At 37.2% G+C, this 16,095-nt stretch carries 20 protein-coding genes; 13 read left to right on the top strand and 7 right to left on the bottom strand.

Annotated features, from left to right (window positions below):
* The first annotated feature begins 26 nt into the window (after positions 1–26).
* Genes AA637_RS14520 through AA637_RS14510 form a run of 3 tightly spaced genes read left to right on the top strand, consistent with a single transcriptional unit; the run spans position 27 to position 967 of the window.
* On the top strand, positions 27–281 hold the full coding sequence (locus AA637_RS14520; RefSeq protein ID WP_446683347.1) for a SemiSWEET transporter: 255 nt from the start codon (positions 27–29) through the stop codon (positions 279–281).
* Between the two features lie 4 nt (positions 282–285).
* Positions 286–621 (top strand): hypothetical protein, encoded by a 336-nt coding sequence (locus AA637_RS14515; protein ID WP_446683346.1) that lies wholly within the window; start codon positions 286–288, stop codon positions 619–621.
* Positions 602–967 carry a hypothetical protein gene (locus tag AA637_RS14510; RefSeq protein ID WP_446683345.1) on the top strand — a complete coding sequence of 122 codons (366 nt, stop codon included), beginning with the start codon at positions 602–604 and terminating at the stop codon, positions 965–967. Before AA637_RS14515 ends, AA637_RS14510 begins: the two co-directional genes overlap by 20 nt.
* 111 nt (positions 968–1,078) lie before the next feature.
* Here the strand turns inward: AA637_RS14510 and AA637_RS14505 are convergent, their stop codons facing one another.
* Both AA637_RS14505 and AA637_RS14500 read right to left on the bottom strand, forming a co-directional pair.
* The gene (locus AA637_RS14505; protein WP_446683344.1) at positions 1,079–2,023 is read right to left on the bottom strand and encodes a glutathione S-transferase family protein; all 945 of its coding nucleotides are present in this window, start codon (positions 2,021–2,023) and stop codon (positions 1,079–1,081) included.
* Positions 2,024–2,034: 11 nt separating this feature from the next.
* Positions 2,035–2,649 (bottom strand): 2-dehydropantoate 2-reductase, encoded by a 615-nt coding sequence (locus AA637_RS14500; protein WP_446683343.1) that lies wholly within the window; start codon positions 2,647–2,649, stop codon positions 2,035–2,037.
* Positions 2,650–2,768: 119 nt separating this feature from the next.
* Between AA637_RS14500 and AA637_RS14495 the strand changes: the two genes are divergently transcribed.
* The 3 genes from AA637_RS14495 (at position 2,769) to AA637_RS14485 (ending at position 5,705) form a co-directional block, all read left to right on the top strand.
* Positions 2,769–4,415, top strand: coding sequence for an acetolactate synthase large subunit (locus tag AA637_RS14495; RefSeq protein WP_446683342.1), 1,647 nt, complete (start codon positions 2,769–2,771; stop codon positions 4,413–4,415).
* 172 nt (positions 4,416–4,587) lie between these two features.
* A complete protein-coding gene (locus tag AA637_RS14490) occupies positions 4,588–5,316 on the top strand; it encodes a sirohydrochlorin chelatase (protein WP_446683341.1) in 729 nt (242 codons plus the stop codon).
* On the top strand, positions 5,316–5,705 hold the full coding sequence (locus AA637_RS14485; RefSeq protein WP_446683340.1) for a hypothetical protein: 390 nt from the start codon (positions 5,316–5,318) through the stop codon (positions 5,703–5,705). Before AA637_RS14490 ends, AA637_RS14485 begins: the two co-directional genes overlap by 1 nt.
* A 146-nt stretch (positions 5,706–5,851) precedes the next feature.
* Here AA637_RS14485 and AA637_RS14480 read toward each other — a convergent pair whose 3' ends face one another.
* The 3 genes from AA637_RS14480 to ndhC form a co-directional block, all read right to left on the bottom strand.
* Entirely contained in the window at positions 5,852–6,382 is a 531-nt protein-coding gene (locus AA637_RS14480) for an NAD(P)H-quinone oxidoreductase subunit J (RefSeq protein WP_446683339.1), read from the bottom strand.
* 6 nt (positions 6,383–6,388) lie between these two features.
* Positions 6,389–7,132, bottom strand: coding sequence for a photosynthetic/respiratory NAD(P)H-quinone oxidoreductase subunit K (ndhK, locus tag AA637_RS14475; protein WP_369816760.1), 744 nt, complete (start codon positions 7,130–7,132; stop codon positions 6,389–6,391).
* A 149-nt stretch (positions 7,133–7,281) separates the two neighbouring features.
* Complete coding sequence (gene ndhC, locus AA637_RS14470) at positions 7,282–7,644, bottom strand: photosynthetic/respiratory NAD(P)H-quinone oxidoreductase subunit C (RefSeq protein ID WP_069791885.1); 363 nt, start codon at positions 7,642–7,644, stop codon at positions 7,282–7,284.
* A gap of 204 nt (positions 7,645–7,848) precedes the next feature.
* On the opposite strand from ndhC, the gene AA637_RS14465 reads away from it, so the two are divergent.
* On the top strand, positions 7,849–9,786 hold the full coding sequence (locus tag AA637_RS14465; protein ID WP_446683338.1) for a transglycosylase domain-containing protein: 1,938 nt from the start codon (positions 7,849–7,851) through the stop codon (positions 9,784–9,786).
* A 75-nt stretch (positions 9,787–9,861) separates the two neighbouring features.
* On the opposite strand, the gene AA637_RS14460 is transcribed toward AA637_RS14465, so the two are convergent.
* Complete coding sequence (locus AA637_RS14460) at positions 9,862–10,818, bottom strand: RNA polymerase sigma factor, RpoD/SigA family (protein WP_446683337.1); 957 nt, start codon at positions 10,816–10,818, stop codon at positions 9,862–9,864.
* A 298-nt stretch (positions 10,819–11,116) separates the two neighbouring features.
* On the opposite strand from AA637_RS14460, the gene ribD reads away from it, so the two are divergent.
* Together ribD and AA637_RS14450 are read left to right on the top strand one after the other, a co-directional pair.
* Complete coding sequence (gene ribD, locus AA637_RS14455; protein ID WP_446683336.1) at positions 11,117–12,199, top strand: bifunctional diaminohydroxyphosphoribosylaminopyrimidine deaminase/5-amino-6-(5-phosphoribosylamino)uracil reductase RibD; 1,083 nt, start codon at positions 11,117–11,119, stop codon at positions 12,197–12,199.
* Positions 12,200–12,388: 189 nt separating this feature from the next.
* On the top strand, positions 12,389–12,916 hold the full coding sequence (locus AA637_RS14450; protein ID WP_446683335.1) for a phycobiliprotein lyase: 528 nt from the start codon (positions 12,389–12,391) through the stop codon (positions 12,914–12,916).
* Positions 12,917–13,143: 227 nt separating this feature from the next.
* Here the strand turns inward: AA637_RS14450 and AA637_RS14445 are convergent, their stop codons facing one another.
* Entirely contained in the window at positions 13,144–13,722 is a 579-nt protein-coding gene (locus AA637_RS14445) for a DUF3727 domain-containing protein (RefSeq protein ID WP_446683334.1), read from the bottom strand.
* Positions 13,723–13,978: 256 nt separating this feature from the next.
* Between AA637_RS14445 and AA637_RS14440 the strand changes: the two genes are divergently transcribed.
* From AA637_RS14440 to AA637_RS14425, 4 genes are all read left to right on the top strand, one after another.
* Positions 13,979–14,722 (top strand): response regulator transcription factor, encoded by a 744-nt coding sequence (locus AA637_RS14440; protein ID WP_446684615.1) that lies wholly within the window; start codon positions 13,979–13,981, stop codon positions 14,720–14,722.
* 38 nt (positions 14,723–14,760) lie between these two features.
* On the top strand, positions 14,761–14,877 hold the full coding sequence (locus tag AA637_RS14435; RefSeq protein ID WP_069791879.1) for a photosystem II reaction center protein I: 117 nt from the start codon (positions 14,761–14,763) through the stop codon (positions 14,875–14,877).
* Positions 14,878–15,036: 159 nt separating this feature from the next.
* Positions 15,037–15,261: a DNA-directed RNA polymerase subunit omega gene (locus tag AA637_RS14430; protein WP_069791878.1), complete on the top strand. Its 225-nt coding sequence runs from the start codon at positions 15,037–15,039 to the stop codon at positions 15,259–15,261.
* The gene (locus AA637_RS14425) at positions 15,254–15,910 is read left to right on the top strand and encodes a hypothetical protein (protein ID WP_446683333.1); all 657 of its coding nucleotides are present in this window, start codon (positions 15,254–15,256) and stop codon (positions 15,908–15,910) included. The genes AA637_RS14430 and AA637_RS14425 overlap by 8 nt, the downstream gene beginning before the upstream one ends.
* The last annotated feature ends 185 nt before the right edge of the window (positions 15,911–16,095 follow it).

Raw genomic sequence — 16,095 nt, 5'->3', positions numbered from 1 at the left:
CTAAATACTCCTTCTATACCTTATTTATGGATATTATTACAATGGTTGGTTTGATGGCTGGTACTTTAACCACTATTTCTTTTCTTCCCCAAGCCCTCAAAACTTGGCGTTCAAAATCAGCGAAAGATATTTCTTTAGCCATGTTTCTTTGTTTTTGTATTGGGGTAATTCTTTGGATTATTTATGGTTTCTTTGTTAAAGATATTCCTGTATTGTTAACTAATTTAGTGACTTTAATTTTGGCAGGTAGTATTCTGTTTTTTAAACTGAAATTTAAGTAATTTAATGATTCTTATTATTACAGTTTGTTCTATAAATGTTTTAATGGCGATCGCCCTTATTTTAATATTTATAAAAATAATAAAAATTAATAGTAAACTAAAAGAAATCAATCAATTATTAGAAGGAATAGAACCAGAGTTAAATCTGGTATTAAAACAAATTTCTCTGTCAATTTTAACCGTAGGCTTAGAAGTAAAAAAATCTAAATTAAAATATCAACAGTGGAAGTATAACTATCAAAAAATTCAAAAAATTATTGTAATTGCGAGAATAATTTATACTATTACCCGCAAAGCAAACATTTCGATAATATCTAACCATGAAATCACCACAATTTAAAACAAATCTTGACTATGAAAAAGCAAATCTACTAATGCAACCTGTCTATATCAGAGTAGTAGATAACATTAGAAAACAAGCAGAGATAAATAATTGGGATGTAACCTATAAGGAAATTAATGAACCCTTTCCCAGTCATATTTTAACTCAAAAAAAACGAGATATAGTAAAAGAAACTAATGTTTGGTTTATCTGTTTTCAAGTTTGTTTTAAAGAGTTTACCACAGAAAAAAATGAACCCGTCGAAATTGATTCCATGTTAGTAAATGACTCTGGAGAATTAAATTGGGATGAAATAGAAAAGAAAACTCAATTAATTGTCAGTAGTTTTTTTTCTGATAATTAATGTAGCATTTATCGTAGTGATGAAGAATGCTTATTATTTCCAAGTTTCCCGAATTTGTGGGGGAGTTAGGCGAATTACTTTGTATTTGGTGAGCATAGTAATTGCTACATCTTAATCTTGATAATTTGGTACACCTAATGGGATTATTCCCCCTGGGTTGAGGGGGAAAAGATTACCATAATAGTCTTGTTTTATCACTTCAAAATTGCAAGTTTTCCGAACCCCTTCTAGGTTATATATTTCCCTACAATAATGAGAAAGATTTGGATAGTCAGCAATCCTCTTAATATTACATTTAAATAAACCAAAATAAACCAAATCAAAACGTATCAAAGTAGTAAATAAGCGAATATCAGCAAGGGTTAATCCATCTCCGCATAAATAGCGATTATTCTTTAATACTATTTCTATTTCATCTAAGAGGTTGAATAATCCGTAACAAGCATCTTCATAAGCTTGTTGAGTTTGAGCAAAACCACAACGATAAACTCCATTATTAACATAGTGATATATTTTTTTGTTCCAATTATTTATTATTTCGCCTAATTCATCAGGATATAAATTTAATTCTGGGTAAGAAGCAAATTGATTAAAACAATTATTAAGTAAAACAATTATTTCTGAACTTTCATTATTAACAATAGTTTTAGTTTTTTTATCCCATAAAATGGGTACTGTACAGCGTCCTTGATAACTAGGATTAGCCTTGGAATACAGTTGCTTTAGGGTATAACAATTTTCTGAACCTTGGGGAATTATCCATCCTCCATCTGCTGGAGAAGGGGTAACAATTACTAAGTCAATTACTTCTTCTAAACCTTTTAATTTTCTAACCATGAGGGTACGATGAGCCCAAGGACAACTTAAACCAGCGTAGATAGTATAGCGATATTTTTCTGGTTGATAATCGCCATTTTCATTAATTATATTACGGTAGGTGCTTGAAGGGCGTTGATAGTTGCCATTGTCACTAGGGGCTAAGTTGGACATCATTAATTGCCACATAGTTTTCCACGTTGTTTGGGCAATTTGAATTAACCATTTTTGATTTAACATACATTTATATTTTATATATTAACGGCAATTAAACCTAGATCTATATATTTTTTTATTACTAATTTATTGTCTTCTAAAATAGTATCAAGGCTATAAAAGTGGTGAATAGAGTTGTTCTCAATAGTACCTTTTAATTCTAATTTAAAAAATCTTGATTTTTTGCCTTTAATTTTTCTATTAAAACGTATTTTTACAATAACTTTTTCTGCTTTTCTATTGAAATATAAAATTTCTCCCCGAATAGAAAAATAATCTTTTTTTAGGCTTTTTTCTGATACAATGTGGCTTAAGTCTTCGCAGGGAGAAATACCTACTATCTGTAAGTAAAGTTGGTCACTATTACGAATTTTGTGGGGATAAACAATCCAATTTTGAGATACATTAACATCAACATAATTTTTTATAGAGCCAATAGCCCTTGATAAAATTACGCTATCACATTTTTGTCCATCCCTTGTTTCCATCACCCCTTTAGTTAGTTTTCCTTCGAGAGGAGTGTATTTTCCTTGTATTATTCCTATAGCCCGATATTGTTTAGGATGGCTAGGGGTGGGAATCGGATTATAAGAAAAGCCATCTAAATCGGGTAAAAATTGATTAGGATTAGATAAAGGGGGATTACTCAAATTCACTCTAATTATTAAGATTAAGGATTAATAGAAAAGATTATATATTCAGTTACCTTTAGGATAGCTTTTTCTGAGGCACGGGGAACAAATTAAACATAAAAATGTGAGGAGTAGATATGTCTCAACTAAACACGGCAGAATTATTAATTAAATGTTTAGAAAATGAAGGGGTAGAGTACATTTTTGGTTTACCGGGGGAAGAAAATTTACATATCCTCGAAGCACTAAAAAGCTCTACTATCCAGTTTATCACTGTTCGTCATGAACAGGGGGCAGCCTTTATGGCGGATGTTTATGGACGTTTAACGGGTAAGGCGGGGGTGTGTTTATCTACTTTGGGGCCAGGGGCTACTAATCTCATGACGGGGGTAGCTGATGCCAACCTTGATGGGGCGCCGTTGGTAGCCATTACGGGGCAGGTAGGCACGGATAGGATGCACATTGAGTCTCACCAGTATCTGGATTTGGTGGCGATGTTTGCCCCTGTGACAAAGTGGAATAAACAAATTGTGCGCCCAGGCATTACTCCAGAGGTGGTGCGCAAGGCTTTTAAGGTGGCACAGAAGGAAAAGCCAGGGGCTGTACACATCGATTTACCTGAAAATATTGCGGCTATGGTAGCTGATGGAAAGCCCCTCAGAATTGACCAAAAAGAGAAAATTTATGCGTCTCACCGTAGTCTCAATGGGGCTGCTTTGGCGATCGCACGGGCAAAAAATCCTTTAATTTTGGCAGGAAATGGCACTATTCGGGCAAGGGCAACGGAATCGTTGACGGAGTTTGCTACCCGTTTAAATATCCCTGTGGCGAATACTTTTATGGGTAAGGGGGCTATTCCTTATATTCATCCTCTCTCTTTGTGGACGGTGGGTTTACAGCAACGGGATTTTATTACCTGTGGATTTGAACAGGCAGATCTTATTATTGCGGTGGGGTATGATTTAATTGAGTATTCCCCGAAAAAATGGAATCCTGACGGCACTACTCCCATTGTGCATATTGGCACCCATTCGGCGGAAATTGATAGTAGTTATATCCCTGAAGTGGAGGTAGTGGGTGATATTGCCGATGCCCTTGATGAAATTGGCAAAAGGTGCGATCGCACTGGTAAATCAATTCCTTTTTCTGCGACCCTAAGGAACGATATTCGAGAAGACTACGAACAATATGCCCATGATGAAGGCTTTCCCATCAAACCCCAAAAAATAATCTACGATTTAAGACAGGTAATGGGTTCAGAAGATATAGTTATTAGTGATGTAGGCGCCCATAAAATGTGGATGGCTAGGCATTACCACGCAGAAGCACCCAACACCTGCATTATTTCTAATGGTTTCGCTGCCATGGGTATCGCTATTCCGGGGGCATTGGCTGCCAAATTAGTCCACCCCGATAAAAAAGTAGTGGCAGTAACGGGGGATGGAGGATTTATGATGAATTGCCAAGAATTAGAAACTGCCGTGAGAATAAAAACTCCCTTTGTTACTCTTATCTTCAATGACAACGCCTACGGCTTAATCGGCTGGAAACAAAATAATCAATTTGGCTCATCTAGTTTTGTGAATTTTACTAATCCAGACTTTGTCAAGTTTGCCGAAAGCATGGGTTTAAAAGGTTATCGAGTTACTTCCAGTGAAGATTTGATTCCTACCCTCAAAGAAGCCCTCGCCCAAAATGTTCCCGCTGTCATTGATTGCCCTGTGGATTATGCGGAGAATCTTCGTTTTTCTCAAAAAGCAGGGGATTTAAGTTGTCCTATTTAACGGCTTATGACAAGGTAAAAGATTATTTAAAAGAGGTAATTGATAATAAAATTTTGGTGTTGTTTAATGATGGTATGAAATACTACTAAATTATTCAATCAATCCCTTTATTGTTACTATTTTTCACTGATCTCCTGAATTAAAGCACTTTTTTATTAAACTCTAAATATCAATGAATAATGACACAGGCTATCTTTTGGTAGTGCATGGTAGTAGAAATTCCCAATATCAAATTTATCTTGATACCCTCGCTAATTTAACTCGTCAAGCATTGGAAAAAAAAGCCATAAAAAGCCATTTGGAAACTGCATATCTCGAACTTTCTCAACAATCTTTGGGGGAAAAAATAACAAAATTTGCCCACTTTTGCCATGAGAAAGGATATAAACAAATCAAAATATTACCTCTATTCCTTTTTTCAGGCACCCATGTAATGGAAGATATACCCGAAGAAAGTGCGATCGCCCTTAAAAATACTTCTAAGATTGGTATAGATATAAAAATATTACCCCATTTAGGCTCAGAAGATTCAGTAACAGACTTGTTAGAACAAAAATATCAAAAATATCCTAATCATGCTCGATTATTAATAAGCCACGGCACAAGACTAGAAAAAGGAAAAAAAGAAGCTCAATTATTAGCACAAAAAACCTCCGCAAAACTTACTTTTTGGTCAATGAATCCTTTTTATGATCAAACTATCATCGATTTACTTGAATCAGGTACTAAAAATATCGCTATGCTTCCTTATTTTTTATTCCCTGGTAAAATTTTAAAGGCGATCGTCCTTAGAGCCGAAGAGATAAAAACCCAGTATGATAATGTTAATATACAGATTATAGACCCTTTAGGAGCTACCTCTGAATTGGCCGATATAATAGTAGAAAATCTCCTCAAATAATGATCATAAAAGCCCTCATTGTATGGTTATTAATAGCTTTAGCCGAAACAATACAGGGCATTATCAGAATTAAATTTGTGAGCCGAAAAATAGGAGAACCTTTAGCAAAGAAACTCGGTATAATTAGCGGTTGTTGTTTGATATTTTTAATTAGTTGGTTCGCTATTCCTTGGATAAAACCCGCTACTATTATTGATAGTTTATTAATTGGTTTATTATGGTTATTTTTAATGCTCAGTTTTGATATTTTACTGGGTAGATATGTTTTTCACTATTCATGGAAACGCATTGGATATGACTTCAATATCTATCGAGGAGGTTTTTTAGCAATTGGTATGGGTTTTTTATTCCTCGCCCCTACTTTAGTTTTCGTCATGAGAATAAATTAATTGATCACGATCTTAATTTACTCGGGATTACTAGAGATAAAATAAATTATCCTATTCATTATTATAAAGCCATAGAAAAGGGCGATCGCCCTGCGTCCCATAAAAACGCAAAAAAATCGCCCAAAAATTGATTAATAACAAAGGTGTTAATAAGCATCCTGAAGCTCATAAAAATCAGGAGAAATATAATCCTTCCGTAAAGGCCAACCTACCCAATCCTCATTCATCAAAATACGTTTAAGATTAGGATGACCCTCATAGATAATGCCATACATATCATAACTCTCCCTTTCTTGCCAGTCTGCCGCTCTCCAAATCCAATACACAGAAGGAACTTTAGGCTCTTCACGATTTAAGAAAACCTTAATTCTAACCTCTTGAGGAGTATCCGCATTATCACTAACCCTTGTCAGGTGATAAAAACTAACCAACTCCTTACCAGGCCCTAAATCATAAGCCCCCTGACATTGAAGATAATTAAAACCATAGGCATATAAAGCCGTGCAAATAGGTAACAAATATTCAGGCTCAACTTGGATTAACTCAATACCAGAATGATCTTTTTCCAAAGATTGATGATCAAAACCATTCTCCGTCAACCACTTAGAAGCCACTCCAGCCTCAACAATTTCAGCATTTTCAGTGGTTTCTACACTTTCTTGATTTTCTTCACTCATTTACTCTTAAGCCTCCTCATTTTCTTTACTGGTTTCTAATGCTGAATTTACGGGCATACCCATAGCCGCCGCCAATTCTGCAGGGGGATTTTTCAACAACTCATTGCGAAGATATTTACCATCTAAAATGGGTTTAACCATCTTTAGATTATGGGTTGTACTATAGTAACGATTAGTCTGACTTTGTACAGTACCCCTCTCTTGGATAGATTCATTTGCCACCTTTTTCCTTAACTTGATAATGGCATCAAAAATCGCTTCAGGGCGAGGAGGGCAACCAGGAATATAAACATCCACAGGGATTAATTTATCAACCCCACGCACAGCGGTGGTAGAATCACTGCTAAACATACCCCCAGTAATGGTACAAGCACCCATGGCAATAACGTATTTAGGCTCAGGCATTTCTTCATACAATCTAACCAACGCAGGAGCCATCTTCATGGTGACAGTACCAGCAGTGATAATTAAATCAGCCTGACGGGGGCTAGAACGTGGTACTAAACCAAATCTATCAAAATCGAAGCGAGAACCGATCAAAGCCGCAAATTCGATGAAACAACAGGCAGTACCGTAAAGCATTGGCCATAAACTAGATAGCCTAGCCCAGTTATGCAAATCATCAACGGTGGTTAAGATGACGTTTTCTGATAAATCTTGAGTAACCTGACTTCTGGCAATGGGATTAAGAATTTTGTCTTTGGCTGTTTGTTCCAAAGTTGCTAAATCAGGAGTTGAATTGTTCATAATAATTTTTTATTTTAATAGCTGTCTTTGCTTCCATCTCAATTTTAACCGTACTCTTGAACTTCTTATGCTCGTACAGAGTAGTTAAAAGCATTTTATCTTGACTGAATCTTTGATAATGGTGTGGATCATGAAAAATAATTATCCATTACTTAAGACCATTCTAAAGCACCCTTACGCCAAGCATAGACGAGAGCAACGACCAAAATAGAGATGAAAATAAGAGCTTCTACAAAGGCAAGTAATCCGAGGGTATTAAAAGCCACAGCCCAAGGGTAGAGGAAAACAGTTTCCACATCGAACACCACAAACACAAGGGCGAACATATAATAACGGATATTAAATTGAATCCAAGCGCCCCCAATGGGTTCCATTCCCGATTCATAGGTGGTGCGTCTTTCTGGTCCCCCAGTTCTAGGTCTAAGTAATTTTGAAGCAGTTAAGGCTAAAATAGGCACTAAACTACTGACAAGTAAAAATCCGAGAAAATATTCGTAACCGCTAAGAACAAACATGAGTTAAGTTAGACTAAATTTTGCTTTAAAATAATTGTAATTAAATGTCAAGTCATATCTTGATACATTATAAAGTGTTTGTGTTAGAATCATGCGCAGTTATTTTTAATGTTATTCATTGCCAATATTTATCCATGGCTGTTCTAATGCTTTTTTTGACCCAGCTTTATTAAAAACCTGTCCTATCGCTATATATAAATCACCGTGTCATCTTCTACTACTTTTAAACTAAAAACTAAACGACCAAAAATAAACGCAGCCAAGGAGTTTGTGTTGGGTGTCACCAAGGTTGCGGGGGGAACTTTCCTCAGTTTAACTTTGTTGACTACCTCTGTGGTGGCAGGGGGGTTGGCGGGGTTGGCGATTAGTTTTCGGAATTTACCTGATGTGAGGGTTTTAAGGGGTCATGTTCCTGCCCAAACCAGTTATGTATATGATGTAAAGGGAGTTTTACTGGCTAGTTTTCATTCTGAGGAACATCGGCAGACGGTGGAGTTAAATGAAATTTCCCCTGAGTTAAAAAGGGCTGTACTGGCCATTGAAGACAGCAATTTTTATTACCATGAGGGCATTAATCCTACCAGTGTGGCAAGGGCGATTTTGGTTAACTATCGTAGCGGAGGAGTTGTAGAGGGGGCTTCTACCCTCACTATGCAGTTGGCCAAAAATATGTTTCTTTCTCACCAAAGAAGTTATTCTCGGAAATTAGCAGAAGCGATTTTGGCCCTGCGTATCGAGCAGGTTTTTAGTAAAGATGAAATTCTTGATATGTACCTTAATAATATCTATTGGGGTCATAATAATTATGGGGTACAAACCGCCGCCAAAAGTTATTTTAATAAACCTGCTTCCGAGTTAAATTTGGCAGAATCTGCCATGATGGCGGGTATTATTCAGGCTCCTGAAGCCTTTAGTCCCTTTGCTAACTATGAAATAGCTAAAAGAAGACAAGCGTTAGTTCTCGATCGCCTGGTGGACTTAGATTGGATTACGGAAGAAGAAGCCCAAGCGGCTAAGGTAGAACCCCTAGGAGTGGGAAAACCTCAAGCATGGCAAAGAAGCCGACTTCCTTTCGTTACTGATGCTGTGCGGGAAGATATTATTAATCGTTTTGGTAGTGATATGTTGATTCGGGGGGGTTTGAATGTGCAAACAACCCTTGATTATAATATGCAAATTCGGGCAGAAGAAATTGTCCGTAACGCCCACCAAAACTTACGTCGTTCAGGGGTTCAAGCGGATCAAATGGCTCTAGTGGCGATCGATCCTCGTACCCATTTCGTTAAAGCTGTGGTGGGGGGCATCGACTACGAAACCAGCCAATTTAACCGAGTGTTACACTCTCGTCGTCAACCCGGTTCAGCTTTTAAACCTTTCGTATTTTATGAAGCCTTTGCCAGTGGCAAATATACTCCTAGCAGTAGCGTGGCTAACTACTCCAAAGGCTTTCGAGATGGCTCTGGGATTTATCGCCCCGAAAACTATGGCGGTGACATGGGAGGGGGCGATGTTAGCATTAACCAAGCCCTCACTGTTTCTTTAAATATTCCAGCGGTGGTTGTAGGTCAAGAAATAGGTCTTGATAGAGTCATTGATTTGACTCGAACTTTGGGTATAGAAAGCCCTTTACAGCCCGTGGTGTCCCTTCCCCTTGGCCCCATTGGTATTACCCCCATGGAAATGGCGAGTGCCTATGCAACCTTTGCCAACAATGGCTGGAAGTCTGATACCACCATGATTTTACAAGTTACCGATAATAATGGCAATGTTATTATTGATAATACCCCCAAACCCCAATTAGTCTTGGACGAATGGTCAACGGCATCCCTCACCACTATATTACAAAATGTACTGCGTCCGGGGGGAACAGCCCCGGCGGCCAATATTGGCAGACCAGCGGCGGGTAAAACGGGTACCACTAGCGGAGAGCGAGATGTTTGGTTTGTGGGTTATGTACCCCAATTATCCGTGGCGGTTTGGATTGGCAATGATGACTTTAACCGTACCCTAGGGCGAGGAGTCACAGGAGGAGGAACAGCAGCCCCTGTATGGCGACAATTTATGAATATGGCTTTAGAGAATGAGCCTGTGCTTCCGTTTCCTGCGGCTTCTCAATTTAAGCGTCCTGAGTCTAAAGATTAGATTTTTATGGGGCAGATTTTGTAAAGGTATTCTTTGCTACAAAAAAAACCCCCAATGTGGAGGTCAAAAAAATATTTAACTAGCGATATATTCTTGAATTACTTCTTTGCGCTTTCTCAACTTGGTGAGGGCTTCTCTTTCGATTTGCCTAACTCTTTCGCGGGAGATGCTGAGAATGTCACCGATTTTTGAAAGGGTAAGAGGTTTGCCGTCTTCTAACCCATAACGTAATCTAATTACGTCTTGTTGTTGTTGGGTTAATTCGGACATCATTTTTTTGAGGTCAAATTGAAGACAAGAATAGTCGGTGAAGTCTTCGGGAGATTGTCCTTTATCTTCTAATAATTCTCCTAACTCAGTGTCGTTATTGTCTCCTACTTTGAGATCGAGGGAGAGGGGTTGACGGGCTTTGCCAAGATATTCCCTAACTTGTTCGGGGCTTAAGTCTAGCTCTTGGGCTAATTCGGCAATGGTTGCAGGACGACCTTTTTCTTCTGATAATCTTCTTTGAGTTTGGCGAATTTTGTTTAATTTTTCAGTAATATGTAAAGGTAAGCGGATTGCTCTACTTTTCTCTGCGATCGCCCTTGTAATAGCTTGACGAATCCACCAATAAGCATAGGTAGAGAAACGATAACCTTTGGTGGGGTCAAATTTTTCCACACCCCTTTGCATCCCAATGGTGCCTTCTTGGATTAAATCAAGGAGATCTAAATTACGTTTGAGGTATTTTTTGGCGATGGATACTACTAAACGCAAGTTGGCTTCCACCATGCGACGTTTAGCTTTTTCGCCCTGAGTAATTTTAATATTTAAATTTTTTTCAGAAATTTTGGCAGCCTTTGCCCATTCTTCTAAAGTAGGTTCTTTTTCAAGTTTTTTAGCAAGGGTTTCTTTCTTTTTCTCAAGGCTGACTAGCTCTTGAATATGTTTAGCATAAATAATCTCTTCCTCTTGAGTTAATAGAGGAATTCGACCAATTTCTTTCAAATAAACACGGATTGTATCAATATTTTTGGGTAAAGGTTGCATAAGACAATAATTATCTATACTAGATTAGTTAATAAGATCTAGGGATTTAAAATTATACATAATAGTGCGTAAATCTTGGTCATTTTTTTGAGTTTTTCGCATAATAAACTCGCCTTTTACTATTACCGACCTTGTCTTTCATGGATTAGTTACGGCATAATAGTAAAGTTGACCACTTATCAATCATAAGGCATAAGGGAAAGTTTTGTAAAACTTTTTTTTGAAAATCACTACAGTTTATGTTACATCAGGGTTACAGAGTTTTTAATGTTTGATTTATCCTCTCTATCATTGAGTTATGAATAACTTTGATCAACAAATGATCCATGAGTGCTTAACCTTAGCAAAAAAAGCACTGGGAAAAACCTCTCCTAATCCTTTGGTGGGTGCAGTGGTGGTTAAAAATGGTCAGATTGTGGGCAGGGGCTTCCATCCTCAGGCGGGATTACCCCATGCCGAAGTTTTTGCCCTAAAGGAGGCTGGAGAGGATGCTATGGGGGCGACTATTTACGTTAACCTTGAACCCTGTAATCATTACGGAAAAACTCCCCCTTGCACAGAGGCTATCATTCAGGCAGGAATTAGTCAGGTGGTGGTGGGCATGGTGGATCCCGATGAAAGGGTTGCAGGGGGTGGTATAAAGCGTTTGGTGTCTGCTGGTATAGATGTAAAAGTGGGGGTGGAGGAAGAAGCCTGTCGACAATTAAATGAGGCTTTTATTCATCGAGTAATTCATAAGCGCCCCTTTGGTATTTTAAAGTATGCTATGACCATGGATGGGAAAATTGCTACGGCGACGGGGGATAGTAAGTGGATTACGAGCCAAAAATCTAGGGATTATGTACATTTTCTGCGCTCTAGTTGCGATGCGGTGGTGGTGGGAGGAAATACTGTCAGAAAGGATAATCCTCGTTTGACTACTCATGGTGTCACTACTCACAATCCTATGCGGATGGTGATGTCAGCTAGTTTTGATTTACCTTTTGATTGTAATTTATGGGATACGGCAATGGCACCGACGGTGGTTTATACTCTTCCTCAAGCCTCTGATTCTGCCCTCAAGGCACATTTATTGTCACAGGGGGTGGAGGTGTTGGAGTTTGACAATCTTTGTCCTACGGTGGTGATGGATGATTTATATAGTCGTGGTTTTAATGCTGTTTTTTGGGAATGTGGTGGTAATTTGGGGGCAAGGGCGATCGCATCTGGTAATATACAAAAGGTATTGGCTTTTATGGCACCAAAAATCATTGGTGGGCAACAGGGCTTTAACCCCTTAGGTGATTTGGGCATCACTGCCATGAAGGATGCTTTATCATTACAAAATATTACCTTGCAAAGATTTGATGATGATTTTTTGATAGAGGGATATATTCAATAATTAATAATTGAGAATGGATAATTAAAGCAAAGAAATAGTAATTGATATTCATCTTCATAAAACTTGATACCGAACACCTTAATTTTCATTGTCCATTGATCTCAGGGCGCTATAATTAATTTTGCCAATAACTACATTTACAGTTAGGGGCGATCGATTTATTATAAAAAATAACTAAATATAAGATTAATGGATATAAATACCTTTATAGAGAAAACTGCAGGGAGTTGGTTTTCTCAACGTACCACCTACAATATAAACAAAGAAGCTGTAGATAACAGCAAAGCTAACTTAAACATCAACTTATTAGAACAAAATAGCGACCAAGCAAAAGCTATTTATCAACAAAATGACATAAACCCAGAAAATAATATTATCATCACTTCCTATTGGGATAACTCCCCCGACTGGGGAAAACCCAAAAAAACTGGTAATAGCACCATGATTATTCACCATCAAGACAACGACCTAAAAAACGGTAAAATTTGGCGTTTAGTTGATAATAAACACGTATTAGAAGGACAATATACCATCGCCGATGATGACTCTTTAACTTTAACTATCACTGCAGACAATCAATATGTAGAAGAAAGAATTTGGTTTGCAAATGATAACTTACGAATGAGAAATACTGTCGTAAAAAGTAAAAATCAAGTCATTGAAACCTCTTTTTATTCTGAGATTAAAAAAATAAAAGTGGAAGAAAGTAAAAGCTAAACCGTCAATAAAATTTGATTACTTTTCTATCTAAAAAATAACTCACATTCCCTGATGTAAGATTACTAATTGTTATTATTTTTAGATTATCCTAACTCCATTAAAATTAACTCAAAATACAGCTACATTAGCTAATGGCTAAAAAATAGTTTTGATGGGTTTCAAAGCAGGGGGTGTAATCCCCCTTATCAAATATTGAATTTAATACTTTCTGTAAATATCAAAAACTAATCATCATCATTAAAGTCTAAAAGTAACTCCCCGACAATTCCTTGCAACTCCGGCTTGTCTGGATTAAACAACGTTACTTTGCTAGAGGATTTTTGTTCGCCAATCAAGAGAATAGGAGCAAGGGGAGTACAAATATCGTATCGTTGTTCTAAGCTATAAAAACTAGCTAAAAACTGTAATTCCTCTACCTCTAGCCCTTCTTCCTCATCATCTAATTCCAAACTAATGATGTCATCATCCTCTTCGGGGGGTAATTCTCCACTAGCGGTAAGGCTAATTCCCGAACGTTTTAAGGATAAATTCAACTCCCCTAACACAGCCTTGGCATCATCGAAAATAGCATCGATTTCATCATCATCCTCCACAATGACAGTTTCGGTAGAATCAGGATCATCCTCATCAACCACATCATCAGTTAAGATAATAATAGTGCTATCAACGGGCATTAGTAACAGATATTTGTTACCTTGATAGTTAATTTCGTTTTCAACATAACATTCAAGAAACCTTTCTTCATCATCATGAATGATAACAATTTCTTTGTCGTCATATTGCCCAAATTGGGAAGGAGACATAATTGGTTTTACTAGGATTTTGATTGATTTTTATTTGTACCATAAACGATACCATGATTAGTTAATTTTGTCTCTACACATTCTAAACCTTATGGATTATTTTCTGGGCAAAAATTTATTGAACTTCCTTGTGGTTAAATGATTCGATGTTGGTTTTGCAGAAGGCAAAAATCATTAAACTCTAAAACTGCTAAATTAATGATTAATATTGATAATTCTGTGTATATCATTGATAAGTAGCCGAACTTTTATGTCAATTAAAATATTGTTAGTGGAAGATGAAAGGCAACTGGCTGATAGTCTTGCCCATGTATTAAAAAAAGAAGGTTATCAGGTGGAAATTGCCTATGATGGTGAGCAAGGATGGAGTTTTGTTTTGGAAGATTCTTTTGATCTTTTAATTCTGGACTGGATGTTGCCTTATAGGACGGGATTAAGTATTTGTGAGTCTTTGCGTGGTTTCAAAGGTACAAATGATAGTCTAGCTAAAACTGAGGCTGATACTCCTGTGTTGTTTTTGACGGCTAAGGATACTTTGGATGATAGGGTTTTGGGATTGGATGCTGGGGCGGATGATTATTTGATGAAACCTTTTGAATTGAGAGAATTATTGGCTAGGGTAAGGGCTTTATTGAGAAGGGGTAGTCCAAAGGTTGAGATTCTTCGAGAGGAGAGGGATAAAAAGTTATTAACCATGGATGATTTGGAGTTGGATATGGATAGTAAACTGGCTTACCGTCAGGGGAGGTTACTTAAACTTTCGGAGAAGGAAATTCGACTATTAGAATTTTTTTTGTTGCACTCGAATCAGTTAGTTACCCAAGAACAAATATATCATCATCTTTGGTCGGAGGAGCAAGCGCCAAGTAGTAATGTGGTGGCTGCGGTAATCAGACTGTTACGCAGAAAGATTGAAATGAAGGGGGAAAAAGCTTTGATTCATACGATTTATGGAAAAGGATATTGGTTTGGAGTTCAAGAAAATCTGAAAGAGGTGTAAAATATAGTAATGTCTGTTAATAATTAGGAGAAAATAAAATGTTAACTTTAAAAATTGTTGTCAATATAGTGGTTGCTTCTTTCATTTTAATGTTTATTTTTGGCTTCCTCTCTGGAGACCCTGCGCGTAACCCTGGACGCAAAGATGCGGAATAATATTACTATAATACAATAATAGACTTAATTTACCCGTTATCATCATTGCTATGTAACGGGCTTTTTTGTGTTTATGGGAGCTTAATATGGTGTGGTTTCCCAAAACTTGATAGAATGATTGTTGGTGCGTTTTCTTCACAAAAACTATAAAAGCAAAGAATGTTAAAAAACAACTTTGAATCTGGACAAGTTATGTTTCGTAGTGACGAGTTAATGGAGGCGGCTTCCAATCGTTACAAGATTACGGTGCAGGTTGCAAAAAGGGCTAAACAAAGACGTTATGAAGATTTTGATAATGTTGAAGAAATCATGAAGCCTGTTTTAAGGGCTATTATTGAAATGTCTGATGAGCTTACTCAACCTGAAATTATTAGTGATGACTAGGTTATTAAAGAATTTTTCTCGGTGGTACCGTCTTTTTTGCGGTACTTCTTTTAATGTGTTTGGTTATGGTGCGATCGCACTTATAACTTTTTTTGGGGTGCATTTTGTTCATGGAGAAAAAATCATCGAGCAACCATCGGCGAGTTTGTCATGGAATGCCCCCGCATTTGCCCAAAGATTCACCCCCGAAACCATTGCTCAACAAATATATGAGCAAATGCCAGAAATACCTAAAAATAATCAATACATATCTAGTAATACGGGAGAAGTAATGCCTCAACATACCCTAATAAGTCGCTTTATTAGGTATCACGAGTACATAAAATCTCGCCCCGTAGTTTTTCGCCTCGACTGGAAACTAACCCTCGCTGATTACCTAGGCTACAACGAAACCATGACACAAGAAAGGTATCCAGGTTTTAGTACCCTAACCGAAAATCCTTTTACGGAAGACAGAGAATTAATAAAAAGTTTAACAAGAAACCAAAGAAATCAATTAGTAGATCTGTTGGTTAGTGTCTATCAACCTCCCACTTCACCATCAGAAGAAATAACGGATTCTCCCCCCATAGAAAATCCTCCCTCCGACAACAACAATACCCCCTCGACACTACCTCGCAGGGGGGGTGCAAATTTATTAATGCCTTAAGATTTAAAAATGGATACCAGTAAATTAGACGCTGTACTAGGAATTATCGCTTTATTAATCGTGATAGGCGGTTTGATAATGCTATTTAGTGGGGTAAACAATATGAATGATTTATGAATGATTAACTTGTTGCGATGGTTAGTTATATAAAGTATATTTTGTTTCCCCAAAGGTGAAAATAAATT

Origin of the sequence: Cyanobacterium sp. HL-69 (assembly GCA_002813895.1) — a bacterium.
Classification (GTDB): Bacteria; Cyanobacteriota; Cyanobacteriia; order Cyanobacteriales; family Cyanobacteriaceae; genus Cyanobacterium.
Note: the sequence above shows the minus strand (reverse complement) of the source record. Positions and strands in the feature narration are given on the sequence as shown.